The following is a 26,294-nucleotide window of genomic DNA, read 5'->3' as shown; positions in this document are numbered from 1 at the left end:
CGCCGGCTCGCCAGTCGTCACAGCCAGCCGCGGCGTCTGAACACCAGCCACAGCACCACCGACACCGCGAGCATGCCGACGATCGACAGCGGGAAGCCGAACCGCGAGTCCAGGCCCGGCATGTCGACGAAGTTCATGCCGTAGATGCCGCCGACCAGACTGGGCGCGAACAGGATCGCCGCCCACGCGGAGATGCGCTTGACCTCTTCGCCCTGGGACAGGCTCGCCTCGGTCATCCGCTGCATCTCGTCGTTCTGTCGCTGCCCGACCAAGGTCGCGTTGACGGTGAGCATGTTCTGCAGCAGCACCCGGAAGCCCTCGGTCCGCTCCACCACGCGCACGGTGTGGTCGCGGACGTCGCGCAGGTACCGCTGGAGTTCCTGATCGGTGTGGTACTTCTCGAAGCCGGCCTGCAGCTGCGCCAGTGCACCCAGCAGCGGTGTGGTGGCGCGTTGCAGCCCGATGACCTCACGCAGCAGCTCGTAGATGCGGCGGGACACCTCGGGATCGCCGCCGAAGACCTGATCCTCGATCTCGTCGATGTCGTGCTGCAGGCCGGCCAGCACCGGGAAGTACTCGTCGACCACCTGGTCCAGCACCGCGTAGAGCACCGCCTCCGGACCCAGCGCGAGCAACTCCGGATCGCACTCCATGCGGTGCCGCACCGCCGCCAGGTCAGGAGACTCGGCGTGCCGGACCGTCACCACGAAGTCGGGCCCGCTGAAGATGTGCACCTCACCGAACTCGACCTCCTCCTCGGCGTCGAGGTACCGGGCCGGGCGCAGCACGGTGAAGAGCACGTCGCCGTACCGCTCCAGCTTCGGCCGCTGGTGCGCGGTGATCGTGTCCTCGACGGCCAGCGGATGGATGCCGAACTCGCTGGCCACGGATCGCATCTCGGCCTCCTTGGGGCGGTACAGCCCGATCCAGGCGAAGCCGCCGCTACCCTCCAGCGCCCGGTACGTGTCCTCGAGCGTGACCGGGTGCGCCACCCTGACACCCGAGGAGTAGATCGCGTTGTCGACGACCGGCATCGGGACCTCCTCCATCAGTCCGAGTCGTCCGGGTCCGGTCCCGACGACTCGTCCACGCTGCCGACCGTGGCGGTCAGCCGGACGTCCGCGGCGTCCATCAACTCCTGCATACGCCGCTGCGCCGCTTCCGGCGACCGGGCCCGGATGGCGTCGAAGACGGCCTCGTGCTCGGCCAGCGTGGCCCCGATCGTGCCCGGCACCCGCAGGGTGCGGTCGAACCAGACCTGCAGCAACGACCGGATGCTGGACAGGATGTCCTGCAGCACGGTGTTGCCGGCGATCCGGGCGGCCTCGAAGTGGAAGGCCAAGTCGGCGGCCACGAACGCGTCCACGTCGTCCCCGGCCTGCCGCATCGCCTCGACATGACGCTCCAACGCCCCGATGTCGTCATCGTCGGCGCGAGCCGCGGCGAGCTGCGCGGTCATCACCTCGAGGAACTCGCGCAGCTCGATCAGGTCCCGGGTCCGGGGTTGGCGGAGCGTCAGGCTCCACTCGATCGCGCGGGAGAGCAGCTCGGAGCTGTCGGCGGTCAGGTAGCTGCCGGATCCGGGACGGACATCGACCAGACCCAGCACACCCAGCGCCGCCATCGCCTCCCGCAGGGTGGACCGGCCGACGCCGAGCGCCTCGGCCAGCTGACGCTCCGGAGGCAGCCGCGTGCCGGGCGCGAAGTTGCCGCCGGTGAGGTGGTCGAGCAGTCGCTGGGCCACCACGGACACCACCGAGGACCGCTCCACCGGCGTTAGCGCGCCGCCCACCGGGGTCATCGGTGCGAGTTCGGCCATGCGGCATCCCCTCCCACTCGTCGCGCGCTCGCGGGCGGCCGACGGCGCACCCGCAGTCGACCACTGTATCGACGCTCCCCGGCCGAGACCAGCCATCGGTCGACCGGTTGATTGGTCGACCAATTGCCGGTACCGTTCCGGACGATGAGCACACCGACGCCGTTGTCTGACTCGACCGAGGCCCACGGGCCTATCGGCCTGAGCACCTACGCGTTCTTCTGGCAGTGGTCCGACCGGGTGGACCGTCCGCTGACCCTCGCCGACATGCTCGAGCGCACCGCCGAGCACGGCGTGGACGTCTTCCAGATCTGCGACTTCCCGGCCGTCCTGGCCCTGGACACCCGCCAACGCGCGGAGCTGCGGGCGCAGGCCGAGCGGCTCGGTCTGCGCCTGGAGCTGGGCACCCGCGGCGTCGAACCGTCCGTCCTGGCCGCCTGGCTGCGGCTGGCCCAGGACCTGGACGTCACGCTCGTCCGCTCGATGCTCCACGCCGCGGACTCCCGACCGACGGTGGGCGAGGCCATCGACATGCTCGGCACCGCGCTGCCCGCGTGGGAGCAGGCCGGCGTCACCCTGGCCCTGGAGACCTACGAGCAGCTACCCACCCCGACCCTGGTCGAGGTCGTCCGCACCGTGGACAGCGGCCATCTCGGCATCTGCACCGACCCGGCCAACTGCGTCGCCGCGCTGGAGCTCCCGGCCGACGTCGTCGAGCTGGCCCGGCCGTACGTGAAGAACATGCACATCAAGGACTTCCGCTTCACCCGGCAGGCTGGGTGGGTCGGGTTCAACCTGGTCGGCGCCCCCCTCGGCGAGGGGTTGCTGGACTACCGGGGCATGGTGGACCGCCTGGCCCCGGGCCCCGAGGTGAGTCAGATCGTCGAGCACTGGCTGCCCTGGCAGGACTCCGCGGAGGAGACCGTCGCCGTCGAACAGCAGTGGACCGCCCACAACGTCGCGTACCTGAGGAGCAACCAGTCATGAGCGCACCCACCTCCACCCTCACGATCGCCGTGGTCGGCGCCGGCGGCAAGATGGGCATGCGGGTGTCCAACAACCTGCAACGCACCGAGCACACCGTCGCCTACGTCGAGAACAGCCCGGCCGGCGCCGAGCGCGTCACGGAGAGCGGCCGCACCCTGACCGAGCTCGACACCGCCGTGGCGAACGCCGATGTCGTCATCCTGGCCGTCCCGGACCGGGCGCTGGGCGCGGTCTCCCACGCGGTGGTGCCGCAGCTGCGCACCGGCGCGGTGGTGCTGACCCTGGATCCGGCCGCCGCCTACGCCCGACTGCTGGCCGATCGGGAGGACGTGGCCTTCGCCGTCGCCCACCCGTGCCACCCGTCGGTGTTCTTCGAGCGGACGACCAAGGAGCAGTGGGCCGACACCTTCGGCGGCATCGCCGCTCCCCAGGAGGTCGTCGCCGCCTTCGAGCAGGGCACCCCGGAGCAGCAGGAGGCCACCGAGACGGTCATCCGGGCCATGTACGCCCCGGTCGTCGACGTGCACTGGGTGACGGTCAAGCAGCTCGCGGTGCTCGAGCCCACCCTGGTCGAGACGGTCGCCTGCATGATCGGCGAGCTGCTGCAGGAGGCGCTGCAGGAGACCATCAACACCGTGGGCGTGCCGGAGAAGGCGGCCAAGGCCATGCTCTACGGCCACACCCAGGTGGCGCTGGCCAACGGCCTGCGCGGCGACAACCCGTTCTCCGAGGCCTGCCTGATCGCCATGGACTACGGCCGCAAGACGCTGATCAAGGACGACTGGAAGAAGATCTTCGACGACAGCGAGCTGGACGCCAACATCGCCCGCATGCTGGGGCTGCCCGAGGCCACCCAGGCCTGAGCGGCCGTGCCCGGCCGACCGGCCGGGCGCACCTGATCTGCGGAGGAGTCGATGGTGACCGGTCCCGACCTGCGGCACGACCCGGTGCCGGGCACCCTTGACTCCTCCCCGCCGGGGGGCGTCGACTCCCCCGTGCCGCTGGCCCACGGCCGCTGGACAGCTGAGCTCCGCAACGACGAGCTCGCCGACATCGCCCACGACGGCGTCGTACTGCTCCGGGCCGTCCGGGTGGTGGTGCGCGACCAGGACTGGGGCACCGTGCCGCCGCACCGGCGCTCGCTGGACATCGAGCCCGCCGGTGACTCGCTGCTGATCCGGCTGCGCGTCGACCACGGCGAGGCGGACGCCTCGGCTCCGCTGCTGTCCTGGGACGGCGAGATCGAGTTCTCGCCCAGTGGTCTGGCCGTCCGGGCGACCTGCCGGGCGCGAGCGCCGTTCCGCCGCAATCGGATCGGCCTGGTGGTGCTGCACCCGATGTCGGACGCCGGCCGCCGGTTCACCGTCACCGACCCGGCCGGGGCCGAGCACGACGGCGCCTTCCCGGTCGAGATCGGACCGCACCAGCCCCTGCGCGACGTCGCCGCACTCCGCTGGTCGACCGGGCACCTGCAAGCGCGGCTCGCGCTCACCGGGGACGTCTTCGAGACCGAGGACCAGCGGAACTGGACGGACGCGTCGTTCAAGACGTACTCCACGCCGCTGACCGAGCCGTTCCCGGTCGCGGTGCAGCCCGGCGACGAGATCGTGCAGACGGCCACCCTGACCGTCACCACGCTCGGCGAGCCGGCCCGCACCGAGCCGGGACCGGTCACCCCCGCCCGCCTGACCCTCGGCGACCCGGCCGGCGTCCTCCCCGAGATCGCGCTGGCGGCCAGCACCGCGGTGCTCGACCCGGTGGACGTCCACGCCAGGGCCGCACTGGTGCACGCGACCGGGCGTGGCCCCCACATCGACCAGCCCGCCGAGCACGTCGCCCCGCCCGGGGGGGCGGGGGGGGGGTTGCACGGGCCCGGGCGGGCGCCGGCGGGGCGCCCCCACCTGGACCGGGCCTCGGCCGAGGCGGGACGGTGGTCGGCCGACCTGGACGTGCGGCTCATCGCCGACGACCCGGCCGCGGTGACCGATGCGCTGCCCGCCCTGGTCGAGCTCCCGGTCCGCCGGCTGGGCGTCTTCTCACCCAGCACACACGTCACCGAACCCGAACTGTGGCAGGCGGTCTCGTCGTCCGACGGCGGGGCGGTACCGGCCGGTGCGCTGGTCGGCGGTGCGCGGTCACACTTCACCGAGCTGAACAGGCAGCTGCACCGGCTGCCCACCGACCTACCCGCCCTGACGTTCAGCATCACCCCGCAGATGCACACGATCGAACGGGAGCACATCGTCGACAGTGTCGGCGCACAGCGGGTGGTCGCGACGAACGCGGTCCGGCTGGCGGCCGGACGCCCGGTCGACATCGGGCCCGTCACCCTCAAGCCCCGGTTCAACGCAGTGGCCACCACCGCCGGCCTTCCCGTCGTGCCGGACGACTCCGATCCGCGGGTGCAGACATCGGACCCGCGGCAGGGGACGCCGTTCGCCGCCGCCTGGCTGATCGCGTCGGTGGATGCGCTGGCCGTGCCGGGTGTGCGCTCGCTGACCCTGATGGAGACCACCGGTCCGCGCGGGCTGCGGCCGATGGCGGACGGTCCGGTCTACCCGGCCTGGACGGCGGCCGCGTGGCTCACCGAGTTGGCCGGGCGTGCCGGGCGGCCGGTGCTGGGCGCGCTGCCCGACCGGGTCTCGGCCCTGGCCGCCGACGTCGGCGACGAGACCGTGCTGCTGATCGCCAATCTCGACCGAACGACGGTGACGATCACCCTGGACCTGCCCGCCTGCCGCGCGGTGCTGACCAGCGATCCGCTCGGTCCCGGCGAGGCGGTCGCCGTGCGGGCCGGTGCGAACGGCGCCGAACCGGTCGAGGTCGCGCTGCCGTCCGACACCGCCGTCCGGATCGTGCTCGGTCGGTCCTGACCCAGACGTCCCGTCCCGCCAGATCCGACCGACCACCCGATGAGAAGGACCACGACGTGAGTGACCGACTGACCGGCAAGACCGCACTCGTCACCGGAGCCGGCTCCGGCATCGGCCAGCGGGTGGCCCAGCGCTTCGTCGCCGAGGGTGCCCGCGTGGTCTTCGCCGACCGCAACCTGCCCGCGGCCCAGCAGGCCACGGCTGACACTGCGGACGATTCCGACCGGATGCTGGCCGTCGAGATGGACATCGCCGACGAGGCCAGCGTCGCCGCCGGGTACGCCGCGGCCGCCGCAGCCGGATTCGCCGTGGACGTCGTGGTGGCCAACGCGGGCGTGCAGCTGTTCGGCCAGGACGCACCCATCGCCGACCTGGAACTGGACGTCTGGCAGCGGACGATCGCCGTCAACCTGACCGGCACCTTCCTGACCCTGAAGTACGCGGTCCGAGCCATGCTCGACGACTCCCGCGCGACCCCGGGCGGGTCGATCATCCTGACCGGCAGCCCGACCGGGTTGAACGGCGAGGGTTCCACGTTCACCGCGTACAGCAGCTCCAAGGGCGGCATGCACTCGATGGGCCGCGCGGTCGCCATGGCCTACGCCGACCGTGGGATCCGGGTGAACACCGCCGTCCCCGGCTACACCGAGACCCCGCTGGTCACCGCGATCAGTGGCGACCCGGCGGACCGGGCCGCCATCGTGTCCCGCATCCCCATGGGCCGTCCCGGCCGCCCCGAGGATGTCGAGGGGATCATGGTCTTCCTGGCCTCGGACGAGTCCAGCTACGCCACCGGCGCGATCTTCCGGGTCGACGGAGGCATGACCTCGCTCTGAGACACCCGCGGGATCTCCCGGACACCGGCTCCCGCATACTTCCTCACGGAGCCGCGGACGCCGACGTCCGCGGCGCTCGAGGAGGATCACGATGGCAGAGATGACGCGGCCCGCCGCGGAGGCGATCGCCTACGAGGGTGAACAACCGCTCGGCAAGCTCGACGACCTGGTGCTGCACGGCGCGCTGGACCTGGACTGCGACGAGCGGCTGTGGGTGCCGCAGTCGGATTCGGTGGTGTTCCGGCCGCTGCTGCTGTCGGTCAGCCAGGGCTACTTCGTGAACATCCTCCGGGTGCGCAAGACCGGCATCCTGTCCCGGCACCGCCACGCCGGTCCGGTGCACGCGCTGACCCTGCGGGGCCGCTGGCACTACCTGGAGCACGACTGGTGGGCCGAGCAGGGGTCGTACAGCTTCGAGCCGCCGGGCGACATCCACACCCTCGAGGTCCCGGACGACGTCGACGAGATGGTCACGCTGTTCCACGTGACCGGCGCGTACATCTACGTCGAGCCGGACGGGACGCCGAACGGGGTCGAGGACGTCTTCACCAAGCTGGACAGCGCGCGGGCGCACTACGCCAGCAACGGCGTGGGCCTGGACTACCTGGACTCGCTCATCCGCTGAGCCGGAGGCGGTCGGTCAGCGCGGGGCCTGCTTCCGACGGGACCGCACGATCTGCTCGACCGCGGACAGGGCCGCGGCAGCCGCCGCGATGAACATGATCACGCGGCTGCCCGTGCCGTCCACCGTGAAGCCGGCGAACAGCAGACAGGCCGCGGCGATGACGGACAACACGGCTCCGACCGATGGCTTCAGCATCGGCTCACCGTACGGACGGCCGACCGATACCGACAGTGGTGATCAGGTCACACTTCGTATTCAGTCAGGCGCGCCGGACCGCCAGCCGCAGCGCCGTACGGCGCCGGTCGTGGTCGTCCGGGCCGTTGCACATCCTGGTGAACAACGCCGGGGTGATGGACACGCTGCAGGGCACGACCGCGCAGGGGTGGGAGACCCAGTTCGTCACCAACCATCTCGGCCACTTCGCGCTGACCACCGGGCTGCACGACGCCCTGGCCGTCGGCGGCGACGCCCGGGTCGTGGTGGTGTCCTCCAGCGGTCACGCCGCCTCGCCCGTGGTCTTCGACGACCTGTTCTTCGACCGGCGCCCGTACGACCCCGGCCTGGCCCACGGGCAGTCCAAGACGGCCAACGCGCTGTTCGCGGTCGAGCTGACCCGGCGCTGGGCCGCGGACGGGATCACCGCCAACTCGCTGACGCCGGGCGGCATCTGGACTCCGCTGCAGCGCCACTGGAGCCCGAGCAGCGGGCCGCCGCCGAGGAGCAGGCGCGTCAGGCCGAACGGTCCGGCGCGTTCTCCATGAAGAGTCCGGAGCAGGGTGCGGCGACGTCCGTCTTCCTGGCCACCTCGCCCCTGGTCGCCGGGGTGGGCGGACGGTACTTCGCGGACTGCCAGGAGGCCGAGGTCGTCCCGGAGCTGCGGGGGCTCAGCGAGGTGCTGCCGCACGCGCTGGATCCCGTTGCTGCGCAACGACTGTGGGACGTCAGCGAGGAACTGGTCAGCTCGGCGCGGGCGCGCGACTGACCGACGCCGGTCACGGACCGCCCCGCCAGTGGTCGATCCGATGGTGGTCGGGCAGGAAGCCGGCCTCGACACCCCACAGCACCGCCTGGGTGCGGCTGGCCACGCCGATCTTGCGGTAGATGTTCCGGATGTAGGACTTCACGGTGTTCGGACTCAGGAACGTCAGCGCGGCGATCTCGGCGTTGCTCCGGCCCTGGGTGATCAGGGCCAGGATCTCCGCCTCACGGTCGGAGAGGCCCTCGGTGCGGCCCGGCCAGTCCAGACCGTTCACCGATCGGGTACGGCCGGGTGGGTCGCTGACCACGATCTCGCCGGCGTGCACCGCCTCCAGCGCCCCGACGAACTCGCGCGCCGGCAACGCCTTGGACAGGTACCCGTGCGCGCCCTGCTCCCGGGCGCTGCTGATCAGGTCGGGATGGAAGTTCCAGGTGTAGACCACCACCCGGCGCGCCCGTGGATTGCGCACCAGCACCCCGATCTCGGAGTGGTCGGACTCCGGCTGGGCGAAGGAGTCGTAGAGGACGATGTCGACCGTGTCGACCAACGACGAGTTGGCGTCGATCTCGGCGATGACCACCCGGTCGCGGTACTGGTCGAGGATGTTCGCCACGCCCATCAGGACGACGTCGTAGTCGTCGACCAGCGCCACCGTGATCGGGCGGGTGGGCGCGGCTGGGCTGGCGGCGTGGCTCGGCACGGCCGGACGGTAACCCCCCCTAGGGGTGTGGTGCACCCACCCACAGGGGTGGTTCCGTCGGATCCGTGCCATCCGGGTCGTGGTCGGTCACCGGCTCGGTTCTCCGGCACCCAGGACCCACCGGCCCTGGCCCTCCATCGAAGGAGCGCGCCATGCACTGGCTCGGACTGCTCATCAGCCTGTTGGTCATCGGGATCATCGCGGGCTTCCTGGCCCGCCTGATCGTGCCCGGCCGCCAGGATCTCTCCGTCCCGATGACCATCCTGCTCGGCGTCGTCGGATCGTTCGTCGGCGGCCTGCTGGGCTACCTGATCTTCGGCAAGGACGCGCAGGACGGGTTCTTCCAGCCGTCCGGGATCATCGGCTCGATCATCGGCGCCGTCATCGTGCTGCTCATCTGGATCGCGGTCAGCCGCCGTGGCCGCACCCGCGGCCACACCCGGGTCTGACCGCTCGCCGGGGCGCCGGGAGTGGGGACGGCCCGGTCGTCCACCGTGGCCCCGTCGTCCACGGCGGGATCGGTCGCATCGGCCGGACGGTCGCGGTCGGACCCCTCCGGGTCGTCGGCGGGCGGCAGTTCACCGAGGTGCCCGTCGACGGCCCGGGTCCGGGGCTCCAGCAGCACCTCCTCCTGGTCCAGGTCGTGTTGCATGTCGGCGAGCACGTGCTCCGAGAGCCGACGGGCGAAGTCGCGGGCGGCGGCGTCCCAGTTGGGCCAGTCCCGCAGCGAGGACCACTTGCGCATCGGCTCGTGGTCGATCCCACGTTGTCGATCCCGGTGTCCAGGGACTCGACGATGCCGCGCAGCTCCAGGCCGGTGAGCGCGAAGACGCCGCCCTCCAGGACGAAGGACAGCAGCAGCCCCAGGACCAGCCCCAGCAGCACGCCACCGCCGGCCGCCCAGGCGAACTCGCCGATCGCCGGCCCCACGCGACCGAGGTCGCGCCGATCGCCGCGATGTCCACCTTCAGGGGTGACCAACGACGTGGCGTCGTTGAACAGCGACTCGCCCTCCAGCACGGTCAGCAACCGGCGGGGCAGACCGACCCGCCGGGCCACCGCCACCGCGGCCACCGCATCGGGCGGGGCCACGATCGCCCCGAGGGTCACGGCGGCCGCGAACGGGATGCCCGGGACGATCGCGGTCAGCACGAACGCGACGCTGAACGCGGTGAGCAGGACCAGACCACGGCCAGCTGGATGATCGCCCGCTGCAGTTGCCGGATCGCCACCGCCGACGACTCGAACGCCGCCCCGTCCAACAGCGGCGGCAGCAGCAGGTCCAGCACGACCTCGGGATCGACCTCGGAGCCGGGGATCCCCGGGACGAACGAGACGGCCAGTCCCGCCACCACCAGGACGATCGGCGCGGGCAGGGCGAAGCGGGTCGCGACCGAGGTGATCAGCCCGGACCTCGAGGATCAGGCCGATGATCGGGAGCAGGGTCGCCATGCCCAGCATGGGTGCCCCCGGTGGGGCGCTTCGACCCAACTGGGCCGACCGGACCCGACCCGTTCCGGTCGGGTGCGGGGACGCCCGGCTCGGCGAGCATGGTCGGATCAGGGAGGGAGACCGCGTGCTGGACCGGTACGGACGGTCGTCGCGGGCCTGTCCGACCGGGAGCCGGCCGGGATCGTGTCGGTGACCGACGGGCTGGAACAGCTCGACGTCCCGGCCGGGTCCTGGCTGGTGCTCATCACCACCGGGCCGTACGCGGAGGCCATGCAGCACCTCTGGCGGGACGCCTGCGGGCAGTGGTTCCCGGCGAGTCCGTGGCGGACCCGCCCCGGTCCCGAGTTGTTGCGCACCGAGTTGCACGAGGACGGCACCGGCGACGCCGAGCTGTGGCTGCCGATCGAGCCGGAGCCGCGGTCAGCGGTCGGCTGACCGTCCGGATCCGTCGCCGCGCTCGGCCTGGAGTCGCAGCCCGTCGAGCAACAGGTCGAGACCGGCGCGGAACTGGTCGATGTCGCGGTGGTGCTCGAACTCGTCGACGATCGTGTGCAGGAACGGGTGCTCGGCCGGGTCGAGGGCGCGCCACTGGTTCACCACGCCGTGCATGTACTCGTCGCGACTCACCGCCCCGCTGATCACCTCCGCGGGCGGTTCCTGGCCCATGTCGGCCGCGACCCCGACCACGAAGCCGACCACCGCGGAGGCCGCGTGGAACGACTGCCGCGGCGTCAGGTGCAGCCGCAGCACCTGCTGGCCGATCCGCTCGTACAGACGCAGCGAGTTGGGCTGCATCCCGGTGTCGCGCATGAAGTAGTTGGCCAGCCACGGCCGGTCGACCGCGGCCGCGTAGAGCGCGACGCCGAGATCGCGCAGCGCATCGATCGGGTCGGACCGGCCCACGAACCGTTCGGTGTCGTCCAGCACCGACGCCAGGACGTGATCGGCCGCCCGGTCCAGCAGTTCGTCCTTGCTCTGCACGTACCAGTAGATGCTGCCGACGCCACCACCGAGCCGGGCGGCCAGGGCGCGGAAGGTCAACGCGGACTCCCCGGCCTCGTCCAGCAGGCCGATCGTCTCGGTCAGCACCGCCTCCAGGGAGTGCGACGCACGACTGCGGGCGGGTGGTGTCTGCCGGATCACCCTTGCACCATATCGAACGGCGTTCTATCGTTCGAACCGCGTTCGGTCATCGAACGTCGTTCGATACGAGAGGTCTTCCCCATGACCACACCCACGCCGTCCGATGCCGCTGCCGAACCGGCGGTACCGACGGCCGCTGCGTCGACCCGCCCCCGGACCTACCGTTCGCTGCGCGCGGCGTGGATCCCGCTCGCCGCCCTGTGCCTGGCCTTCTTCGTCGAGATGGTCGACAACACGCTGCTGTCCATCGCGCTGCCCACCATCGGGCGGGACCTGCACGGCAGCACCACGTCCCTGCAGTGGATCACCGGCGCCTACTCACTGACCTTCGGTGGCCTGTTGCTCACCGCGGGATCGATCGCCGACCGGTTCGGCCGCCGGCGGGTGCTGCAGATCGGCCTGGCCGCGTTCGGGCTGATGAGCCTGGCGGTGCTGGCCGTCACCACCACCGGCGAGCTGATCGCACTGCGGGCCGGGCTGGGCATCGCCGCCGCCGCCATGGCCCCCATCACGAATTCGCTGGTCTTCCGGCTGTTCGATGACCAGGCGCTGCGCATGCGGGCGATGAGCCTGATGATCGTCGTCGGGATGAGCGGGTTCATCCTCGGACCGCTCATCGGTGGGACCGCCCTGACCCACGTGAGCTGGCAGTGGCTGCTGCTGGCCAACGCCCCGATCGCCCTGATCGCCTTCCTCGGCGTCCGCTTCGGGGTCGCCCCGGACCGGCGGGAGGACCTGACCGCCGACGTGCTCGACCTGCCCGCCGCCGCGCTGACCGTGCTGGCCATCGGGCTGGGTTGCTGGACGCTGACCAGCGGGGTCGAGCACGGCTGGCTCGCGCTGCCCACCGTGCTGGCCGCCGTCGGTGCCCTGGCTGCGGCGGTCGGCTTCGTGGCACGGGAGCGACGGGCGGCGTTCCCGATGCTGGACCTGCGCCTGCTGCGGCACCGCACCGTGCGCGGTGCGACGCTGGCCCAGATCGGCACGTCCATCGCCATGGCCGGCGTGATGTTCAGCCTGGTCCTGCACTTCCAGTTCGCCTACGGGTGGAGCCCGCTGCGCGCCGGTCTGGCCAACCTGCCGTTCATCGTGACGATGCTGGCCGCCAGCCCGCTGACCGAACGCCTGGTCGCGCGATTCGGTCGCCGGGTCGCCTGCCTGATCGGCGCGGCCGCACTCACCGTGGGCCTGGCCTGGTTGGCCTGGGCCGTCGAGCACGGCTACCTGGCCATCGCCATCGGCATGGTGCTCATGACCGTCGGCCTGCGCACCGTCATGACCATCTGCGCCGTCGGGCTGATCGACGCGGTGCCCGAGAACCGCACCTCGCTGGGCGCCGCCCTCAACGACACCGCCCAGGAGGTGGGCACCAGCATCGGCACCGCCCTGATCGGCACGCTGATCGCCGCGCTGGTCGTCTCGGTACTGCCGCTCGGCGCGTGGAGCCCTGAGTTGGTCAGCTCGTACTTCCACGGCGAACGCATCGGGTTCCTGGTGTTCGCCGGCGTGGTCGGGCTGGTGGCGGTGCTGGGCGCGGCCACCATGGACGACTCCCGCACCGCGGAGGAGCGGCACCCCGAGCCCGCGGTGTGACCGACGCACGGACCCCGGTGCCGAGGGGCGATCGGCGACCGGGCAGGCTCAGCGCACCACTGTGATCACTGCCGATCGGAGATGACCATGACCGTGACCTCGCTGCTGGAGTTCCGCCTGGCCCCGGAGACCCGGGACGAGGGTCTGGAGCACCTGCGCACGGTGCTCAAGGACACCCGCGCCTTCCAGGGGTGCACCGACCTCGAGGTGCTGATCGACGACACCGACCCGGCACACGTGTTGATCATCGAGCGGTGGGAGTCGATGGACGACGACCTGGCCTACCGCGCCTGGCGGGCCACCCCCGAGGGCGCCAGCGACCTGGGCAAGTACCTCGCCGGGGCGCCGACGCTGGTCAAGTACGTCACTGCCTGACCGCTGGACTGGTTCGGCGAGGCGGGACGGCGACGACGTGCGTCGACGTCCCGCCCATCGGCTTCCACGCCTCATACCCGGTTCACAATGTCTCACCGGTGATACATTGGAGCCGTGACTTCAGTATCGGTACGGGATCTCCGGAATCGTGGCGGCGATGTCATCGAGCGAGTACTGCACGGCGAGAGCCTGACCGTCACCCGTGACGGGACCGCAGTCGCCGAGCTTCGTCCTCTGCGTCCGGCGCCCGTGTCGACGGCAGAATTGGTGCGGCGGCGTCGCCACCTGCCCGATGTTGATCCCGAGGCGCTTCGGTCCGACATCGACTCCGTGATCGATCAACGCTGGTGAGTGATGACGCCGGGCTGTTGGACACCTCGACGGTCATCCTGCTGCGACGGCTCAACGACCTCAGCACGCTCCCGTCGCAGTCGCTCATCAGCACCGTGACCCTGGCCGAACTCTCCGTCGGACCCCTCGTCGCGGCGAACGATGCCGACCGTGTGGCCCGGCAGGCGCATCTGCAGCAGGCCGAGGCGGACTTCGACGCGATCCCGTTCGACGCGGCCGCCGCGCGAGCCTTCGGCCGGATCTCTGCGTCGCTCCGCGCGTCCGGACGGAAGCCCACCGCGCGAGCGTTCGACGCACTGATCGCAGCCACTGCGATTGCGAACGATCTCCCGCTGTACACGTGCAATCCCGACGACTTCCGCTCGCTGGACGGACTCGACCTGCGCGACGTGCCGCACCCGGACCGGTGACGCCGCGACTCAGCCCGCCGTGCAGCGGATGACGGACACATCGCCGGTGACCTCGAGCGTCCCGGCGGCGTGCGGCACCACCCAGGTCTGCCCGGCGGTCAACTCCAGCGCGGTGCCGTCCGGCAGCACCAGGCCGCCGCTGCCCTGGTCGACGACCAGCACGGCGAACCGCGGGTCCAGGGTGAGCGCGCTCCCGGCCGGGGTGAGTTGCTCGGCGCGGAAGAACTCGTCGGCCGCGGTCGGCAGCAGCGACCGCCGGCCGCCCGGTACCCCGCTCGGCAGCGCACTGAGCGCCTGACCGCGCCACTGCTCCAGCTCCGCCGGGGTCACCGCCTCGCGGCGCACCGCCTGCAGGGCCAGGTCCCGGTCCAGGCCGAGGAACACCGAGTCCGGGTCGAGCGGCAGGTCCCGCCACTCCAGCATGATCGAGAAGTCGGTCGGCTCCTGCAGTTCCACGCAGAGGATGCCGGCGCCGATGGCGTGCGGCACCCCGGCCGGGCAGAGCCACACGTCGCCCGCCGCCACCGGGATCTCGTTGGTGGCGGCCAGCATCGCCTCGACGTCCTGCCGCTGCACCCAGTCGTCCAGCTGCTCGGCCGAGACGTCCTGCGCGAAGCCGAAGTTCACCACCGCACCCGGGTCGGCGTCGACGATGATCCAGGCCTCGGTCTTGCCGTGCGGGTCGGACAGGTGCTCGTGGGCGAACGACCGGCTCGGGTGCAGGTGCAGCGGCAGCCGCTGTCCAGCGTCCAACAGCTTCACCAGCAGCCCGGTGGTGTCCGCGTCCGGGCGACCCGTCCAGCCCTGCGGATCCGCGGCCACCGCATCGGCCAGCGTCCGACCGTCCGGAAGCGTGGACAGCCCGTTCGGCGCGTCCCCGAACCGCGCCGTCACCGACGCCACCCAGTCCTCCGGGCGGCCGGCGTCCACGGACGGATCCCGCCGGAACGCCGGGATCTTCCCCCCGCCGCGGTAGAAGGTGGGGATCACGTTGGCGGGGATCAGCAGCGGCTGCATCGTGGACCCTTCTGGCTGGCTGGCCGGCGGCTCAGGCGGACTGGGACAGTGCCTGCGCGAAATGATCCACCGTGCGGCGCAGTCCGTCCGGCCAGTCCACCTGCGGTGCCCAGCCGAGCAGCTGCCGGGCCAGCGTGGTGTCGGGCCGGCGCACCTGCGGGTCGTCCTGCGGTCGCGGCACGAACTCGATGGTCGACGACGAGCCGGTGGCCTCGACCACGTCGCGGGCGATCTGCGCGACGGTCAGCTCGGTCGGGTTGCCGATGTTCACCGGACCTGGGTGGTCCAGCTCGGCCATGGCCAGGATCCCGGCCACGAGATCTGAGACGTAGCAGATGGAGCGGGTCTGCAGGCCGTCGCCGGCCACGGTGATCGGCTCCCCGGCCAGCGCCTGTCGGATGAACGTCGGGATGGCCCGGCCGTCCATCGGGCGCATCCGCGGGCCGTAGGTGTTGAAGATGCGCACGATGCCGGTGTTCATGCCGTGCGTGGTCCGGTACGCGGTGACCAGCGCCTCGGCGTACCGCTTGGCCTCGTCGTACACCCCGCGCGGACCGATGGGATTGACGTGGCCCCAGTAGTCCTCGCGCTGCGGGTGCACCTGCGGATCGCCGTACACCTCGGAGGTGGACGCCAGGATGAACCGGGCGCCCTTGTCCTTGGCCAGGCCCAGCGCGTGCCCGGTGCCGATGGAGCCGACCTTGAGGGTGTGGATGGGCAGCTGCAGGTAGTCCACCGGCGACGCCGGGGACGCGAAGTGCAGCACCAGGTCCACCGGGCCGGGGACGTGGATGTAGTCGGTGACGTCGCACCGCACCATGCGGAACCGCGGCGACTCCATCAGGTGAGCGACATTGGCGGGCGTCCCGGTCAGGAAGTTGTCCAGGCACACCACCTCGTGCCCGCGCGCCAGCAACGTCTCGCACAGGTGACTTCCCAGGAACCCGGCCCCGCCGGTCACGACCGCTCTCACCGCTGCTCCTCCAGTTCGTGAACCCCCGAATGGTTCTCGGCTCCCGTCACCAGGTCCCGCACGGCACCCAGCACCGCGGCCACATCGATCCGGTCCAGCACCGCGTCGACCTGGCTGCCGTGCGGGTCGCCCCGGTACCCCTCCGCCGCCGGCCACAGCACCGGGTGCCGGTCGAGATCGACCAACGGCCCCCACCAGCGCGGCGGCGTCGGCCCGAACAGCAGCACCGACGGGGTGCGGACCGCAGTGGCCACGTGGGCGGCGCCGGTGTCACCGGACACCACCAGCCGCGCGGTGCGCACCGTCTCGACCAGCGCGGGCAGGTCCAGCGCGCCGGCCGTGACCCGGACCGCGGCCCGGGCGTGGGCCGGCATCCCGGCGACCACCGCCGCGCACAACTCGACCTCGTCCGCGCCGCCGGTGAGCACGATCCGGTGCCCCTCGTCGACCAGCGCGGTGGCCAGCTCGGCGAACCGCGACGCCGGCCAGCGCCGCGACCCGAACGCCGCGCCCGGGTGCAGCACCACGGGCGCGTCCGGTCCGGCGCCAGGCCCGTCGTCCCAGGTCGGCGCGAGGAGCAGATCGTCCGGCGTGCCGGCCAGCGCGGCCGGGACCACCTCGGCCGCCAGCCGGCACCAGCGCAGCACTTCGTGCTCGTCCCGCCGCCACACCGGTCCGTCCGGGTAGCCGGCGTCCGGCGAGGCGAAGGTGAGCAGGTGCAGCGCTCGGGTCGCCGCCACCACGTCATGGCTGGCCGGGCCGTTGCCGTGCAGATCGACGGCCAGGAACGGCGGCGACACCGCCGGCAGCGGGGCGAGGTCGCGGGTGGGCAGGAAGCCGTCGACCACGCCGGCCGCGACCAGGAACCGGCCCACCGCGGACCCGGCGGCCAGCAGCAGCGGGCGGTCCGGATGGGCGCGACGCAGCGCCCGCAGTGCCGGGATGCCGGTGAGCGCGTCGCCCAGGCCGATGGCCCGCAGCACCAGCACCGACCCGGCCACGGCGGCCGGCTCGATCGCGCCGGGAGCCTGCGCCGGTGCCGACGGCAGCGTCACGCGGAGGCTCCGTCGCCGAACCCGTCGGAACCTCCGGAACCGGCACCGGAGCCGGCCGCCGACCGGGCCAGGATGGCCGTGGTCGACCGCCCGTCCAGGTACGGCAGCAGCACGACGCGCCCACCGTGCCGCTCCACCACGTCGGTCTCCGGCAGCGGGGTCCCGCCGTAGTCGCCGCCCTTGACCCAGACCTGCGGCCGGATCCAGTCCAGCACCGCCCGCGGGTCGTCCTCGTCGAAGATCACCACGGCGTCGACACAGTCGAACGCGGACAGCACCCGGGCCCGGTCCTGCTCGGGCACCACCGGACGGGTCGGGCCCTTGAGCCGGCGCACCGACTCGTCGGAGTTGATCACCACGACCAGGGCGTCGCCCAGCCGGCGGGCGGCCTGCAGCGTGGCCACGTGACCGGGATGGACGATGTCGAAGCAGCCGCCGGTGGCGACCAGCGTGCCGCCGCGGGCGTGGATCCCGGCCAGCAGCCGGTGCACGTCGGAGTCGCCCGACCCGACCGCGACCACCGGCACCTCGGTGGACCCGCTCGCCGCGGGTCCGGTCGCCGAGCGGACCCGGAAGGCCTCCGCGCCTCCGGCCGCGACCCAGGCCGAGGCGTCGTGCACCGCCCGTTGCACCGCCTCGGACGGCAACGCGCCGCGCGCCAGCGCGACTGCGGCCGAGGCGGCGAACTGATCACCGGCGCCGCACGGGTCGCCTCCGGACGCGGCCGGCGCGGGCAGGTACCGCGCCGCGGACCCCACCGCGGCCAGGAACGCCCCGCGCGCGCCGGCCGTCACCGAGACGCCCCGCACGCCCAGCTTCTGGACCAGCCGATCGGCCAGCACGTCGGCCGGCAGCTGCCGGGCCGCGGTGTCCGTGCCGGCCTCGCCCAGCAGGCCGCGGGCCTCGGCGGCGTTGGGCGTGACCAGCAGACAGCCCGGGACCGGCGGACCGCTGCGCGGATGCGGATCCCAGACCATCCGGCCGCGGGACGCCGCCCGGGTCAACAGGTCCCGGATGACCGGGTGCGTGGTGGTGCCGGCGCCGTAGTCGGAGACCAGCACGGTCGCCGCGCCCGCGAGTGCCGCGGCCACCTCCCGGGCCAGCGCCTCGGACACGTCCCCGGGAGTACCCGGGCCGCCGGTGTCCACCCGCACCAACGACTGGCCGGCACTGCGGATCCGGGTCTTGCTGCGCGTCCCGCCCTGGTGCGGCAGCGCCACCACCCGGACGCCGGCGGCGGTCAGCTGCTCGACCAGGGCCCGGCCGTCGGCGTCGTCGGCCAGCGGGGCGATGAGCGTGGTGGCCGCGCCGGCCGCCGCCACCTGCAGCGCGGTCAGGCCCGCACCGCCCGGGCTGACCCGGGTCTGCTGCACGTCGACCACCGGCACCGGTGCGTCCGGGCTGATCCGGGTGGTGCGACCGTGCACGTCCCGGTCGAGCACCACGTCCCCGATGACCACCACCGACGGCCCGGGGCGGTCGTCGGCCGGCACCGGCTCGGCGACCGCCGTGCCTGCCGGTGCCGTCGGCACCGGTTGCCGGACATGCGCTTCCGGCTCCGGGGCGGCCGTCCCGGTCAGGTGGGCGTCGAGCGCGGCGCACAGGGCGTGGATGACCACGAGATGCCCGGTCTGGATCCCGGCGGTGCTGGTCGCGGCGATGGGCAGCGCCTCGTCGCACAGCTCGGCCAGCGGGTTCGGACCCGGACCGGTCAGCGCCCAGATACGCAGACCCAGCTGCCGGGCCCGGCGCGCGGCCTCGAGCACGTTCGGGCTGCGTCCGGAGGTGGACAGCAGGATCAGCACGTCACCGGGCCGCCCGTGCGCCTGGACCTGCCGGGCGAACATCTCGGTGGCGCCGTAGTCGTTGACGATGGCGGTGAGCGCGGAGGTCTCGGCGCTCAGGCAGATGGCCGACAACGGGCGCCGCTCGTCCAGGAACCGGCCGACCAGCTCGGAGGTGAGGTGCTGGGCCTCGGCGGCGCTGCCGCCGTTGCCGGCGACCAGCACCCGACCGTGTCGCGCGTACACCGCGTCCAGCTGCCGGGCCCAGTCCGCGACCCGATCGGCGGCCCGGGTGAGATCGGCCAGTGCACCGGCCAATTCGTCGGCGTGTGCAGCCAGCCAGGCCTGCGTGTCGTGCACCTGTGCGGTCATCCCGCCACCCCCAGCATCCGTGCAGCCGCCCGCGTCCCGTCCGGACCGGGACGGGCCGCCTCACCCATGGCGTTGCGGCGCACCTCCCGGTAGACCGCCTCGGTGGCGCGGGCCACCGACGCCCAGCTGTACTGCCGGACCGCGCGCTCGCGGGCGGCCCGGCCCATCGCGGCCCGCCGGTCCGGATCGGCGGCCAGCTCGCGCACCGCGGCGGCCAGCGCGGCCGGATCCCGCGGCGGGACGAGCAGACCGGTCCGGCCGGGCAGCACCGTGTCCAGCAGGCCACCGACCGCGCTGCCGACGACCGGGCGACCGCACGCGGCCGCCTCGATCGGCACGATGCCGAACGGCTCGTACCAGGGCGTGGCCACCACCACGTCGGCCGACCGGAGCAGGCCGGGCATGTCGTCGTGGCCGACCCGGCCGAGCATCCGGACCCGGTCGGCCACGCCCAGTTCAGCGGCCACGAAGCGCAGCCGTACCGCCTCGGGATCGCGGCCCAGTGAGGCGATCTCGGGTCCGCCGGCGACCAGCAGCTCGCAGTCGGGCAGCTCGACCAGGGCGCGGAGGACGGTGTCGACCCCCTTGCGCTCGACCAGCCGGCCCACCGAGAGCAGCCGGAGCCGGCCCGGCTCTCCCCGGGCGCCGGCCCCCGGGGAGAAGTGGTCGACGTCCACCCCGCACGGCACCACGGTCACCCGGTCGGCCGGCACGCCCATGGCGACCAGTTCGGCCACCTCGTCGGTGCAGGTGGCCACCACCGTGTCGACGGCTCGGCCGAGTTCGGTCTCCAGCGCGATGCGCTCGGCCGGGCTGGTGTCCCGGCTGCCCTGGTGCCGCCGCTTGACCGTCCCCAGCGCATGGAACGTCTGCAGCAGCGGCGTCCTGGTCTCCCGAGCGGCGGGCAGCGAGGCCACGCCGGACATCCAGAAGTGCGCGTGCACGACGTCGGGGGGCCCGGCCGTCCACTGCTCGGTCAGCCGGCGCCCGAACTCCGGCATGTGCGGCAGCAGCTCGTCCTTGCCGATCTCGACGGCGGGACCGGCGGTCACGTGCACCACCTCGACGCCCTCGGTCAGCGCGACCCGCTCGGGCAGGTCAGCGGCGTCCCGGCGGGTGTACACCCGGACCCGGTGCCCGCGGGCGGCCAGCGCCCGGGCCAGCTCGGCCACGTGCACGTTCTGACCGCCGGCGTCCTGCCCGCCCAGCACAGCCAGCGGACTGGCGTGCTCGGAGACCATGGCGATGTCCAGCGGCCGGTGCTGGAGGTCGGTGGCGCCCCCGGTGTCCGGGTCGGTCACCGGGTCGGGATCGGTCACCACGGACCGGGGCCTGAACGGGTGGGAGCTCATCGCACGACCTCCTTCAGCACGGCCTGCCAGTCGGTCAGGAACCGTTCCACCCCGAAGGTGGCCAGGGCGTGCGCCCGCGCGGCGCGACCGCGTTCGGCGGCCTCGTCCCGATCGGCCAGCCAGCGACGGGCGGTGACCTGCAGCACCTGCGGGTCCGGGCTGACGACCCCGGCCGCGGCCGGGACGGCCACCGGCGCCTGGGTGCTGGCCACCACCAGCACGGGCAGTCCCACCATCATCGCCTCGATGAGCGACAGGCCCAGGCTGGTCCACCGGTACGGGTGGAAGTAGGCGCGGTCGTGCGCGATGGACCGGTGCAGCTCCGCCTGCGACAGGTCGTGGATGAACCCGTCCAGCGACGGCTCCAGCCGGGCCAGCTCGGCGGTGCCCATGCCGTAGACCTCGAGCGGTACCCGGGCGGCCATGCCGAGCACCAGGTCGGTCCCGGCCATCCGGCCGCGCCGCACCGGCTCGTTCACCACCACCGCCACCCGCGCCCGGGAGCCGATGTACAGGTGCCCGGGGTCGACCACCCCGTGGTCGACGACCGTCGTCGGGGCGCGCCCGGAGTCCCACATCAGCGCATTGAAGTCGGTGACGTGCACGACCGGGATGTCCTCGCGGTCGGCCAGGTGGTGCCGGCTGAGCACCGGGTGCGGCTCGGGCGCGTTGTGCTCGACGTACACCGCCGGGACGTCGATCCCGGGTCGCCGGCCGGTCCACCGCTGCACCAGGGCCAGTTCCTCGGGGCGCTGCAGCACGACCACGTCGAAGTCGGCCTCGGCCAGTTCGGCCGGGGTCAGCTCGCGGGCGTTCGCCGGCCAGTCCCAGGTGCGGGCCCGGCCGCGGCCGTCCGGGCCCCGGTCCGGCAGCACCGGGATCAGGTACTCGTCGGGCCCCTGCACGAAGCCGGTCATCCACGACCCGTGCACGTGCCAGATCAGGATCCTCACACCGACACCTCCTGCCCCGCCGCGGTTCCGGCTGCCCCGTCGACGAGGACGCCGGTGAGTCGGGCCACCGCGGCCACCACCTCGTCGCCGCCGATGCCGGTCAGGCACGGATGGCCGGGCACCGGGCAGTCCCGCGCCCGGGTGTCCCGGCAGGCCGCATCCTGGTCGCCGAGCAGCACGGTCGGCACCCCGTACGGCGCCCAGCGGTCCGCCGGCACCACCGGCGAGAACAGCGACACCACCGGCGTTCCGACCGCGGCCGCCAGGTGCGCCGGACCGGTGTTGCCGACCACGACGCAGGCCGCGCCGTCCAGCACGGCGGCCAGTTCGGCGAACGAGGTGCGGCCGGCCAGGTCCACGGCCCGGGACGAGACCCCGCCCGCAGCAACGACCGTCGCCGCGGTCAGGCCCCGGTCCGCGGGGCCGCCGGTGACCAGGACCGGCCAGCCCGCGTCGCCCAACGCGGCCACCAGTGAACCGGCGTGCGCGGCGGTGATGCCGCGGGACGGCACCGAGGCGGCCGGGTGGAGCACCACGTACGGGCGGACCGGGACCACATCGGTGACGTCGGGCAGCGGACGGCGGACCGCCAGCCGGCCGTCGTCCCCGGCCGGCAACCGCCCGCCCGCGGCCAGCGCCAGGTCGAGCGCCGCGGTCACCTCGTGCCCCTCGGGCCGGACGTGCCGCAGGTCGAGCAGCGAGCCCGGGTAGTCGACGCTGGTGGCGGCCACGGACGGGATGCCGGCCAGCCGGGCCAGCAGCGCCATCGGCAGCGGGCTCTGGTGGAACGACGTGAAGATCACGGCCCGGCCGTACCCGCGGGCGGTCAGCTCGGCGACCAGGGCCGTGGTCCCGTCCAGGTCGACCGGCGGGGGCCGGAACCCGGTCCACGGCGCGGCGAAGACCAGCACCTCGGTGACGTCCGGCAGCAGCCGTCCCGCCTGCGCTCCGGCCGGGGACACCAGCAGGTCGAGCTGGTCCCCCGGTCCGAGCGGCCCGGCCAGCGCCCGGATGGCCGGCCCGGTGAGCAGCACGTCGCCGTCGCTGTCCAGCCGGACGGCCAGCACCCGGGTCATGCCGCGCTCCCGGCGACCGCCACGCCGCCGCTGCCCGGCACCGCCCCGGACTCGCCGTGCAGGGCCAGCAGCAGCACCGCGGTGGCCAGATCGGGCGCGGTGTGCACGGCGCCCGCCGCTCCGCGCGCGGCATCGATCTCCTCGGTCCGAGTCACCGCGGTCGGCACCAGCACGGCACGGGCCCCCGCGGCCACGGCGGCCTGCACGTCCGCCCCGATGTCACCGATGAGCGCGCACTCGGCCGGCGTCACGCCCAGGGCGGCCGCCGCGCGGAGCACCATGAGCGGCTCGGGCTTGCGGCACCAGCAGCGGTCGTCGGGACCGTGGGGGCAGACCTGCACGGTGTCCAGCGGCCCCAGATCCTGCTGCACCCGCGTGTTCACCGCGCTGACCTGGTCGGCGGTGATGAGCCCGCGGGCCACCCCGGACTGGTTGCTGACCATGCCGACCGCGATGCCGCGGCGGCGCAGGTCGTCCAGCACGGCGCAGGCGCCGTCGACGACACGGACCTGCTCGGGGTCGCCGTTGTAGGGCACGTCGTGCACCAGGGTGCCGTCCCGGTCGAACAGCACCGCGCGGACCGGCGGCGGCCAGGCCGCCACGCCCCGGCGGTGGCGCCAGGCACCGACGGCCCGGTGCCGCACCGCCGCGAACGGGATGACCGCGCTGGTCCAGGCCATCCGGCGCCACTCGGCCGCCCAGCCCGGCTGTCCCGGACGCGGGCCGGGGGCGATGCGGCGGCGGGCGAAGTCGACGGTGAGCGCAGCCCAGCCGGCGGCGGCCACGGCGGCCAGCCGGGAACGTCCGGCCGACGCGGCGCCGACGGCGGCGGCGGCCGCCCCCGCGGTGGCCAGGTGCCAGGCGGTCCGGCCGGGACCGGACTCGGTGACCTCGCGCCAGCGCCGGCCGTGCATGGCGGCCAGCAGCGCGTCGTCGGCGTTGCCGGCCTGGGTGCGCAGACTGATCCCGTCCGGTGCGGGCCGGACCGGGTGCACGGTGGTGCGGGTGCCGCGGGTGAGGGTCCAGCCGGCCCGCTGCACCCGGAAGGCGATGTCGGCGTCCTCGCGGAAGGCCCGCGGGAAGCGCTCGTCGAACCCGTGCACGGCGACCAGGGCGTCGCGGCGGTAGGCCATGTCGGCGGTGATCCAGCGCCCGACGGCCAGCGCCGCGGTGTTCCGCTCCCAGTCGGTGGGCCGCCGGTCCGGCGGCAGCGGCACGTCCAGTCTGGACTGCACGCCCCCGACGGTCGGGGCGGCACCGGCCAGGTCGGCCAGCAGGTGCCCGGTCCAGTCGTCCGGGACGGTGACGTCGTCGTCCAGGAACACGATCCACTCGAGGTCGGCACCGGCACCGGCCAGCAGGGTCCGCCAGCCGGCGTTGCGAGCCGCCGCAGGCCCGCGGCCACCGGTGCGCACCACCGTCACCGGGAACGGGAGGTCGGCGGGCAGCGTCAGCTCCGGCACCCGCGCGGCGGCGGCGTCGAGCGGCGCGCGGCGGTCGTCGGCCACCACCACCAGCACGGGCCGGTCGGGTTCGCCGACCGGCTGCCGGGCCAGCGCGGCCAGCAGCACCTGCAGGGACGGCCGCCCGATGGACGGGATGACGATCCCGTACCGCGCTCGGTCGGCGACGGGGCCGGCGCCCCCTGCGGTCACTCGGCGACCCCGGGTGCCGTGCCGTCGGCCGAGGCGTCCGTGGGTCCGTCAGCCGTGAGCCGGCCGCGCCGGACCAGGTGCGGCCCGAGCACCAGCGCGTCCACCGGCGCGGACCCGAACAGCTCCAACGCGTCCCGCGGATCGTCGACCATCGGCCGGCCGGCGGTGTTCAGGCTGGTGTTGATGACCACCGGGACGCCGGTGCGGTCCCGGAACGCCTCGATCATCGCTCCGAGCCGGGGCTGCCGGGCCGGGTCGACGGTCTGGATCCGCGCGGTGCCGTCCACGTGCACGACGGCGGCGATCCGCTCCCGCCACTCCTCCTTCACCCGGTGCACGAACAGCATGTACGGCGACGGGATCGGGCCGGAGTCGAAGATCTCGGCCGCGTGCTCCAGCAGCACCATCGGTGCGACCGGACGGAACTGCTCGCGGCCCTTGACGTCGTTGAGCCGCTCCAGGTTCTCCGGCGGCCCCGGGTTGGCGATGAGCGAGCGGTGACCCAACGCGCGCGGGCCGAACTCGCTGCGTCCGTCGAACCAGGCGATGACGCCGTTGCCGGCCAGGATGTCGGCCACCTGCCCGGGCAGGTCGTCCGGGGTGGTGAACGGCACCTTGGCCGTGCGCAGCCAGTCGGCCAGCGCCTCGTCCGACCAGCCGCGCCCCAGGTCGGCGCCTGGCATCGGCCGGGGCACCGTGCCCTCGTCCGCCACCACCTGGAGCGCGGCGCCGAGCGCGGTGCCCGAGTCGCCCGCCGCGGGCTGGACCCAGACCTCCTCGAACGGCGTCTCCCGCCAGATCCGGGAGTTGGCCACGCAGTTCAGCGCGGTGCCGCCGGCCATGGTCAGCACCGTGTCGCCGGTCTGCCCGTGGATCCAGGTGGCCAGGTCGACCAGCACCTCCTCCAGCCGCGCCTGCACCGAACAGGCCAGGTCGGCGTGAGTGCCGCCCCAGCTGCCGTCGTCGATCCGGGCCGGCGCCCACCGGCTCCAGTCCGGGATGTCGGCCACGAAGCCGCCGTCGTCGGTGGCGTGCACCAGTTCCCGCAGTTCGTCCAGGTAGGCGGGCGTGCCGTAGGAGGCCAACGCCATCACCTTGAACTCGTCGCTGGAGCGCAGGAAGCCCAGGTGCTCGGTGAGCGACTCGTAGAGCAGCCCCAGGGAGTGCGGCAGTTCCTGGCTGGCCAGCACCTGCAGCTTGCCGTCGTCGTACCGGCCGGACAGGTGCGAGGCCCGCTCACCACGGCCGTCGAGCACCAACACGCTGCTGCGGCGGTGCGGTGAGGCCAGCGCTCCGGACGCGGCGTGCGCGACGTGGTGCGGGACGAACCGGACGATCGCCGGGTCCAGGCCGGGCAGCGCGGCCTGCAGGAAACCGGGCGCCTGCTCGGCGTACTGGATGCGCATCCAGTCGAACGGGTCGTCCAGCCCCATCTCCCCGGCCGGCTTGGCCAGCGCCGGGTCGAACGAGTAGGCCACCGCATCCAGGTCCTGCGGGCGCAGCCCGGCGTGGGCCAGGCACCACTTCATGGCCAGTTCCGGCAGCTCCCAGGCCGAGAACGGCACCGGCCGCTTGCCGTGCTTGCGCCGGCTGAACCGCTCCTCCTCGGCGGCCGCCACCACCTGGCCGTCGATGACCAGCGCGGCGGAAGGATCGTGGAAGATCGCGTTGACACCCAGTACCCGCATGCTGCCTTCCCCGACGTCCCGATGTCCGTCTCTGCCGTTCGGTCCTGCGCGTCCCACTCCGCCCGGACGTGCACGGCCGGGAAGTCGAGCCCCGGCTCGGTATCCAAGTCGGACGGTCATCAAACAAGCAGCGCCGCCCGACCGTACGGCCGCCGTCGGGTCGCGGCAACAGGTCGGTCACGGCCCCGGTCGGTCACCCGGCCACGGGGCTCGTCGACCGCGATCGGGC

27 protein-coding genes and 1 pseudogene are annotated in these 26,294 nt (G+C 73.3%); 12 read left to right on the top strand and 16 right to left on the bottom strand.

Annotation, left to right across the window (positions count from 1 at the left end):
- Positions 1-17 precede the first annotated feature (17 nt).
- Entirely contained in the window at positions 18-1,034 is a 1,017-nt protein-coding gene (locus tag JL106_RS19105) for a magnesium and cobalt transport protein CorA (protein WP_205262366.1), read from the bottom strand.
- A 14-nt stretch (positions 1,035-1,048) separates the two neighbouring features.
- Positions 1,049-1,819 carry a FadR/GntR family transcriptional regulator gene (locus JL106_RS19100; RefSeq protein ID WP_205262365.1) on the bottom strand — a complete coding sequence of 257 codons (771 nt, stop codon included), beginning with the start codon at positions 1,817-1,819 and terminating at the stop codon, positions 1,049-1,051.
- A gap of 144 nt (positions 1,820-1,963) precedes the next feature.
- On the opposite strand from JL106_RS19100, the gene JL106_RS19095 reads away from it, so the two are divergent.
- The 5 genes from JL106_RS19095 to JL106_RS19075 all read left to right on the top strand — a co-directional run bounded on the left by JL106_RS19095 (position 1,964) and on the right by JL106_RS19075 (position 7,137).
- On the top strand, positions 1,964-2,803 hold the full coding sequence (locus JL106_RS19095; RefSeq protein ID WP_205262364.1) for a sugar phosphate isomerase/epimerase family protein: 840 nt from the start codon (positions 1,964-1,966) through the stop codon (positions 2,801-2,803).
- Positions 2,800-3,666, top strand: a complete 867-nt coding sequence (locus JL106_RS19090) for a phosphogluconate dehydrogenase C-terminal domain-containing protein (RefSeq protein WP_205262363.1) — start codon at positions 2,800-2,802, stop codon at positions 3,664-3,666. Before JL106_RS19095 ends, JL106_RS19090 begins: the two co-directional genes overlap by 4 nt.
- A 54-nt stretch (positions 3,667-3,720) precedes the next feature.
- A complete protein-coding gene (locus JL106_RS19085) occupies positions 3,721-5,676 on the top strand; it encodes a hypothetical protein (protein ID WP_205262362.1) in 1,956 nt (651 codons plus the stop codon).
- Positions 5,677-5,732: 56 nt separating this feature from the next.
- Positions 5,733-6,512, top strand: coding sequence for an SDR family NAD(P)-dependent oxidoreductase (locus JL106_RS19080; protein ID WP_205262361.1), 780 nt, complete (start codon positions 5,733-5,735; stop codon positions 6,510-6,512).
- A gap of 100 nt (positions 6,513-6,612) precedes the next feature.
- On the top strand, positions 6,613-7,137 hold the full coding sequence (locus tag JL106_RS19075) for a 2,4'-dihydroxyacetophenone dioxygenase family protein (protein ID WP_407940210.1): 525 nt from the start codon (positions 6,613-6,615) through the stop codon (positions 7,135-7,137).
- A gap of 15 nt (positions 7,138-7,152) precedes the next feature.
- On the opposite strand, the gene JL106_RS19070 is transcribed toward JL106_RS19075, so the two are convergent.
- Positions 7,153-7,332, bottom strand: a complete 180-nt coding sequence (locus JL106_RS19070) for a hypothetical protein (protein WP_205262359.1) — start codon at positions 7,330-7,332, stop codon at positions 7,153-7,155.
- 116 nt (positions 7,333-7,448) lie between these two features.
- Here JL106_RS19070 and JL106_RS22635 point away from each other — a divergent pair.
- Positions 7,449-8,119, top strand: a pseudogene (locus JL106_RS22635) (SDR family NAD(P)-dependent oxidoreductase); the annotation flags it as partial.
- Between the two features lie 10 nt (positions 8,120-8,129).
- Here the strand turns inward: JL106_RS22635 and JL106_RS19055 are convergent.
- Entirely contained in the window at positions 8,130-8,735 is a 606-nt protein-coding gene (locus JL106_RS19055) for a helix-turn-helix transcriptional regulator (protein WP_236008024.1), read from the bottom strand.
- 233 nt (positions 8,736-8,968) lie between these two features.
- Here JL106_RS19055 and JL106_RS19050 point away from each other — a divergent pair, with 233 nt between their 5' ends.
- Positions 8,969-9,265: a GlsB/YeaQ/YmgE family stress response membrane protein gene (locus JL106_RS19050; protein WP_205262355.1), complete on the top strand. Its 297-nt coding sequence runs from the start codon at positions 8,969-8,971 to the stop codon at positions 9,263-9,265.
- Here JL106_RS19050 and JL106_RS22630 read toward each other — a convergent pair.
- Positions 9,225-9,968, bottom strand: a complete 744-nt coding sequence (locus JL106_RS22630) for a cation:proton antiporter domain-containing protein (protein ID WP_205262354.1) — start codon at positions 9,966-9,968, stop codon at positions 9,225-9,227. The genes JL106_RS19050 and JL106_RS22630 overlap by 41 nt on opposite strands.
- On the bottom strand, positions 9,962-10,219 hold the full coding sequence (locus JL106_RS19040; RefSeq protein WP_328842594.1) for a cation:proton antiporter: 258 nt from the start codon (positions 10,217-10,219) through the stop codon (positions 9,962-9,964). Before JL106_RS19040 ends, JL106_RS22630 begins: the two co-directional genes overlap by 7 nt.
- Here JL106_RS19040 and JL106_RS21310 point away from each other — a divergent pair.
- Positions 10,215-10,703 carry a GyrI-like domain-containing protein gene (locus JL106_RS21310; RefSeq protein ID WP_328842590.1) on the top strand — a complete coding sequence of 163 codons (489 nt, stop codon included), beginning with the start codon at positions 10,215-10,217 and terminating at the stop codon, positions 10,701-10,703. The two genes, JL106_RS19040 and JL106_RS21310, sit on opposite strands and share 5 nt — an antisense overlap.
- Here the strand turns inward: JL106_RS21310 and JL106_RS19030 are convergent.
- Positions 10,689-11,366, bottom strand: a complete 678-nt coding sequence (locus JL106_RS19030) for a TetR/AcrR family transcriptional regulator (protein WP_407940209.1) — start codon at positions 11,364-11,366, stop codon at positions 10,689-10,691. The two genes, JL106_RS21310 and JL106_RS19030, sit on opposite strands and share 15 nt — an antisense overlap.
- 126 nt (positions 11,367-11,492) lie before the next feature.
- Here JL106_RS19030 and JL106_RS19025 point away from each other — a divergent pair, with 126 nt between their 5' ends.
- From JL106_RS19025 to JL106_RS19010, 4 genes are all read left to right on the top strand, one after another.
- Positions 11,493-13,004 carry an MFS transporter gene (locus JL106_RS19025; RefSeq protein ID WP_205262351.1) on the top strand — a complete coding sequence of 504 codons (1,512 nt, stop codon included), beginning with the start codon at positions 11,493-11,495 and terminating at the stop codon, positions 13,002-13,004.
- 87 nt (positions 13,005-13,091) lie between these two features.
- Positions 13,092-13,379: a putative quinol monooxygenase gene (locus JL106_RS19020; RefSeq protein WP_205262350.1), complete on the top strand. Its 288-nt coding sequence runs from the start codon at positions 13,092-13,094 to the stop codon at positions 13,377-13,379.
- Between the two features lie 114 nt (positions 13,380-13,493).
- Complete coding sequence (locus JL106_RS19015) at positions 13,494-13,730, top strand: type II toxin-antitoxin system Phd/YefM family antitoxin (protein ID WP_205262349.1); 237 nt, start codon at positions 13,494-13,496, stop codon at positions 13,728-13,730.
- Between the two features lie 14 nt (positions 13,731-13,744).
- Positions 13,745-14,140, top strand: a complete 396-nt coding sequence (locus JL106_RS19010; RefSeq protein ID WP_407940208.1) for a type II toxin-antitoxin system VapC family toxin — start codon at positions 13,745-13,747, stop codon at positions 14,138-14,140.
- Positions 14,141-14,149: 9 nt separating this feature from the next.
- On the opposite strand, the gene JL106_RS19005 is transcribed toward JL106_RS19010, so the two are convergent.
- The 9 genes from JL106_RS19005 to JL106_RS18965 form a co-directional block, all read right to left on the bottom strand.
- Positions 14,150-15,157: a class I mannose-6-phosphate isomerase gene (locus JL106_RS19005; protein ID WP_205262347.1), complete on the bottom strand. Its 1,008-nt coding sequence runs from the start codon at positions 15,155-15,157 to the stop codon at positions 14,150-14,152.
- A 31-nt stretch (positions 15,158-15,188) separates the two neighbouring features.
- Positions 15,189-16,130, bottom strand: a complete 942-nt coding sequence (locus tag JL106_RS19000) for a UDP-glucuronic acid decarboxylase family protein (RefSeq protein ID WP_205262346.1) — start codon at positions 16,128-16,130, stop codon at positions 15,189-15,191.
- The gene (locus JL106_RS18995; RefSeq protein ID WP_205262345.1) at positions 16,127-17,185 is read right to left on the bottom strand and encodes a glycosyltransferase family 9 protein; all 1,059 of its coding nucleotides are present in this window, start codon (positions 17,183-17,185) and stop codon (positions 16,127-16,129) included. The genes JL106_RS19000 and JL106_RS18995 overlap by 4 nt, the downstream gene beginning before the upstream one ends.
- Positions 17,182-19,341, bottom strand: a complete 2,160-nt coding sequence (locus JL106_RS18990; protein ID WP_205262344.1) for a PfkB family carbohydrate kinase — start codon at positions 19,339-19,341, stop codon at positions 17,182-17,184. Before JL106_RS18990 ends, JL106_RS18995 begins: the two co-directional genes overlap by 4 nt.
- Positions 19,338-20,594: a glycosyltransferase gene (locus JL106_RS18985; protein ID WP_407940207.1), complete on the bottom strand. Its 1,257-nt coding sequence runs from the start codon at positions 20,592-20,594 to the stop codon at positions 19,338-19,340. Before JL106_RS18985 ends, JL106_RS18990 begins: the two co-directional genes overlap by 4 nt.
- A gap of 95 nt (positions 20,595-20,689) precedes the next feature.
- A complete protein-coding gene (locus tag JL106_RS18980; RefSeq protein WP_205262342.1) occupies positions 20,690-21,646 on the bottom strand; it encodes a glycosyltransferase in 957 nt (318 codons plus the stop codon).
- Positions 21,643-22,722: a glycosyltransferase family 9 protein gene (locus tag JL106_RS18975; RefSeq protein ID WP_205262341.1), complete on the bottom strand. Its 1,080-nt coding sequence runs from the start codon at positions 22,720-22,722 to the stop codon at positions 21,643-21,645. Before JL106_RS18975 ends, JL106_RS18980 begins: the two co-directional genes overlap by 4 nt.
- Entirely contained in the window at positions 22,719-24,377 is a 1,659-nt protein-coding gene (locus JL106_RS22265; RefSeq protein ID WP_205262340.1) for an HAD-IIIA family hydrolase, read from the bottom strand. Before JL106_RS22265 ends, JL106_RS18975 begins: the two co-directional genes overlap by 4 nt.
- Entirely contained in the window at positions 24,374-26,065 is a 1,692-nt protein-coding gene (locus JL106_RS18965; protein WP_205262339.1) for a carbamoyltransferase family protein, read from the bottom strand. The genes JL106_RS22265 and JL106_RS18965 overlap by 4 nt, the downstream gene beginning before the upstream one ends.
- Positions 26,066-26,294 lie beyond the last annotated feature (229 nt).

It is taken from the genome of Nakamurella leprariae, assembly GCF_016918035.1.
In the GTDB taxonomy this organism is placed as follows: Bacteria; Actinomycetota; Actinomycetes; order Mycobacteriales; family Nakamurellaceae; genus Nakamurella; species Nakamurella leprariae.
Note: the sequence above shows the minus strand (reverse complement) of the source record. Positions and strands in the feature narration are given on the sequence as shown.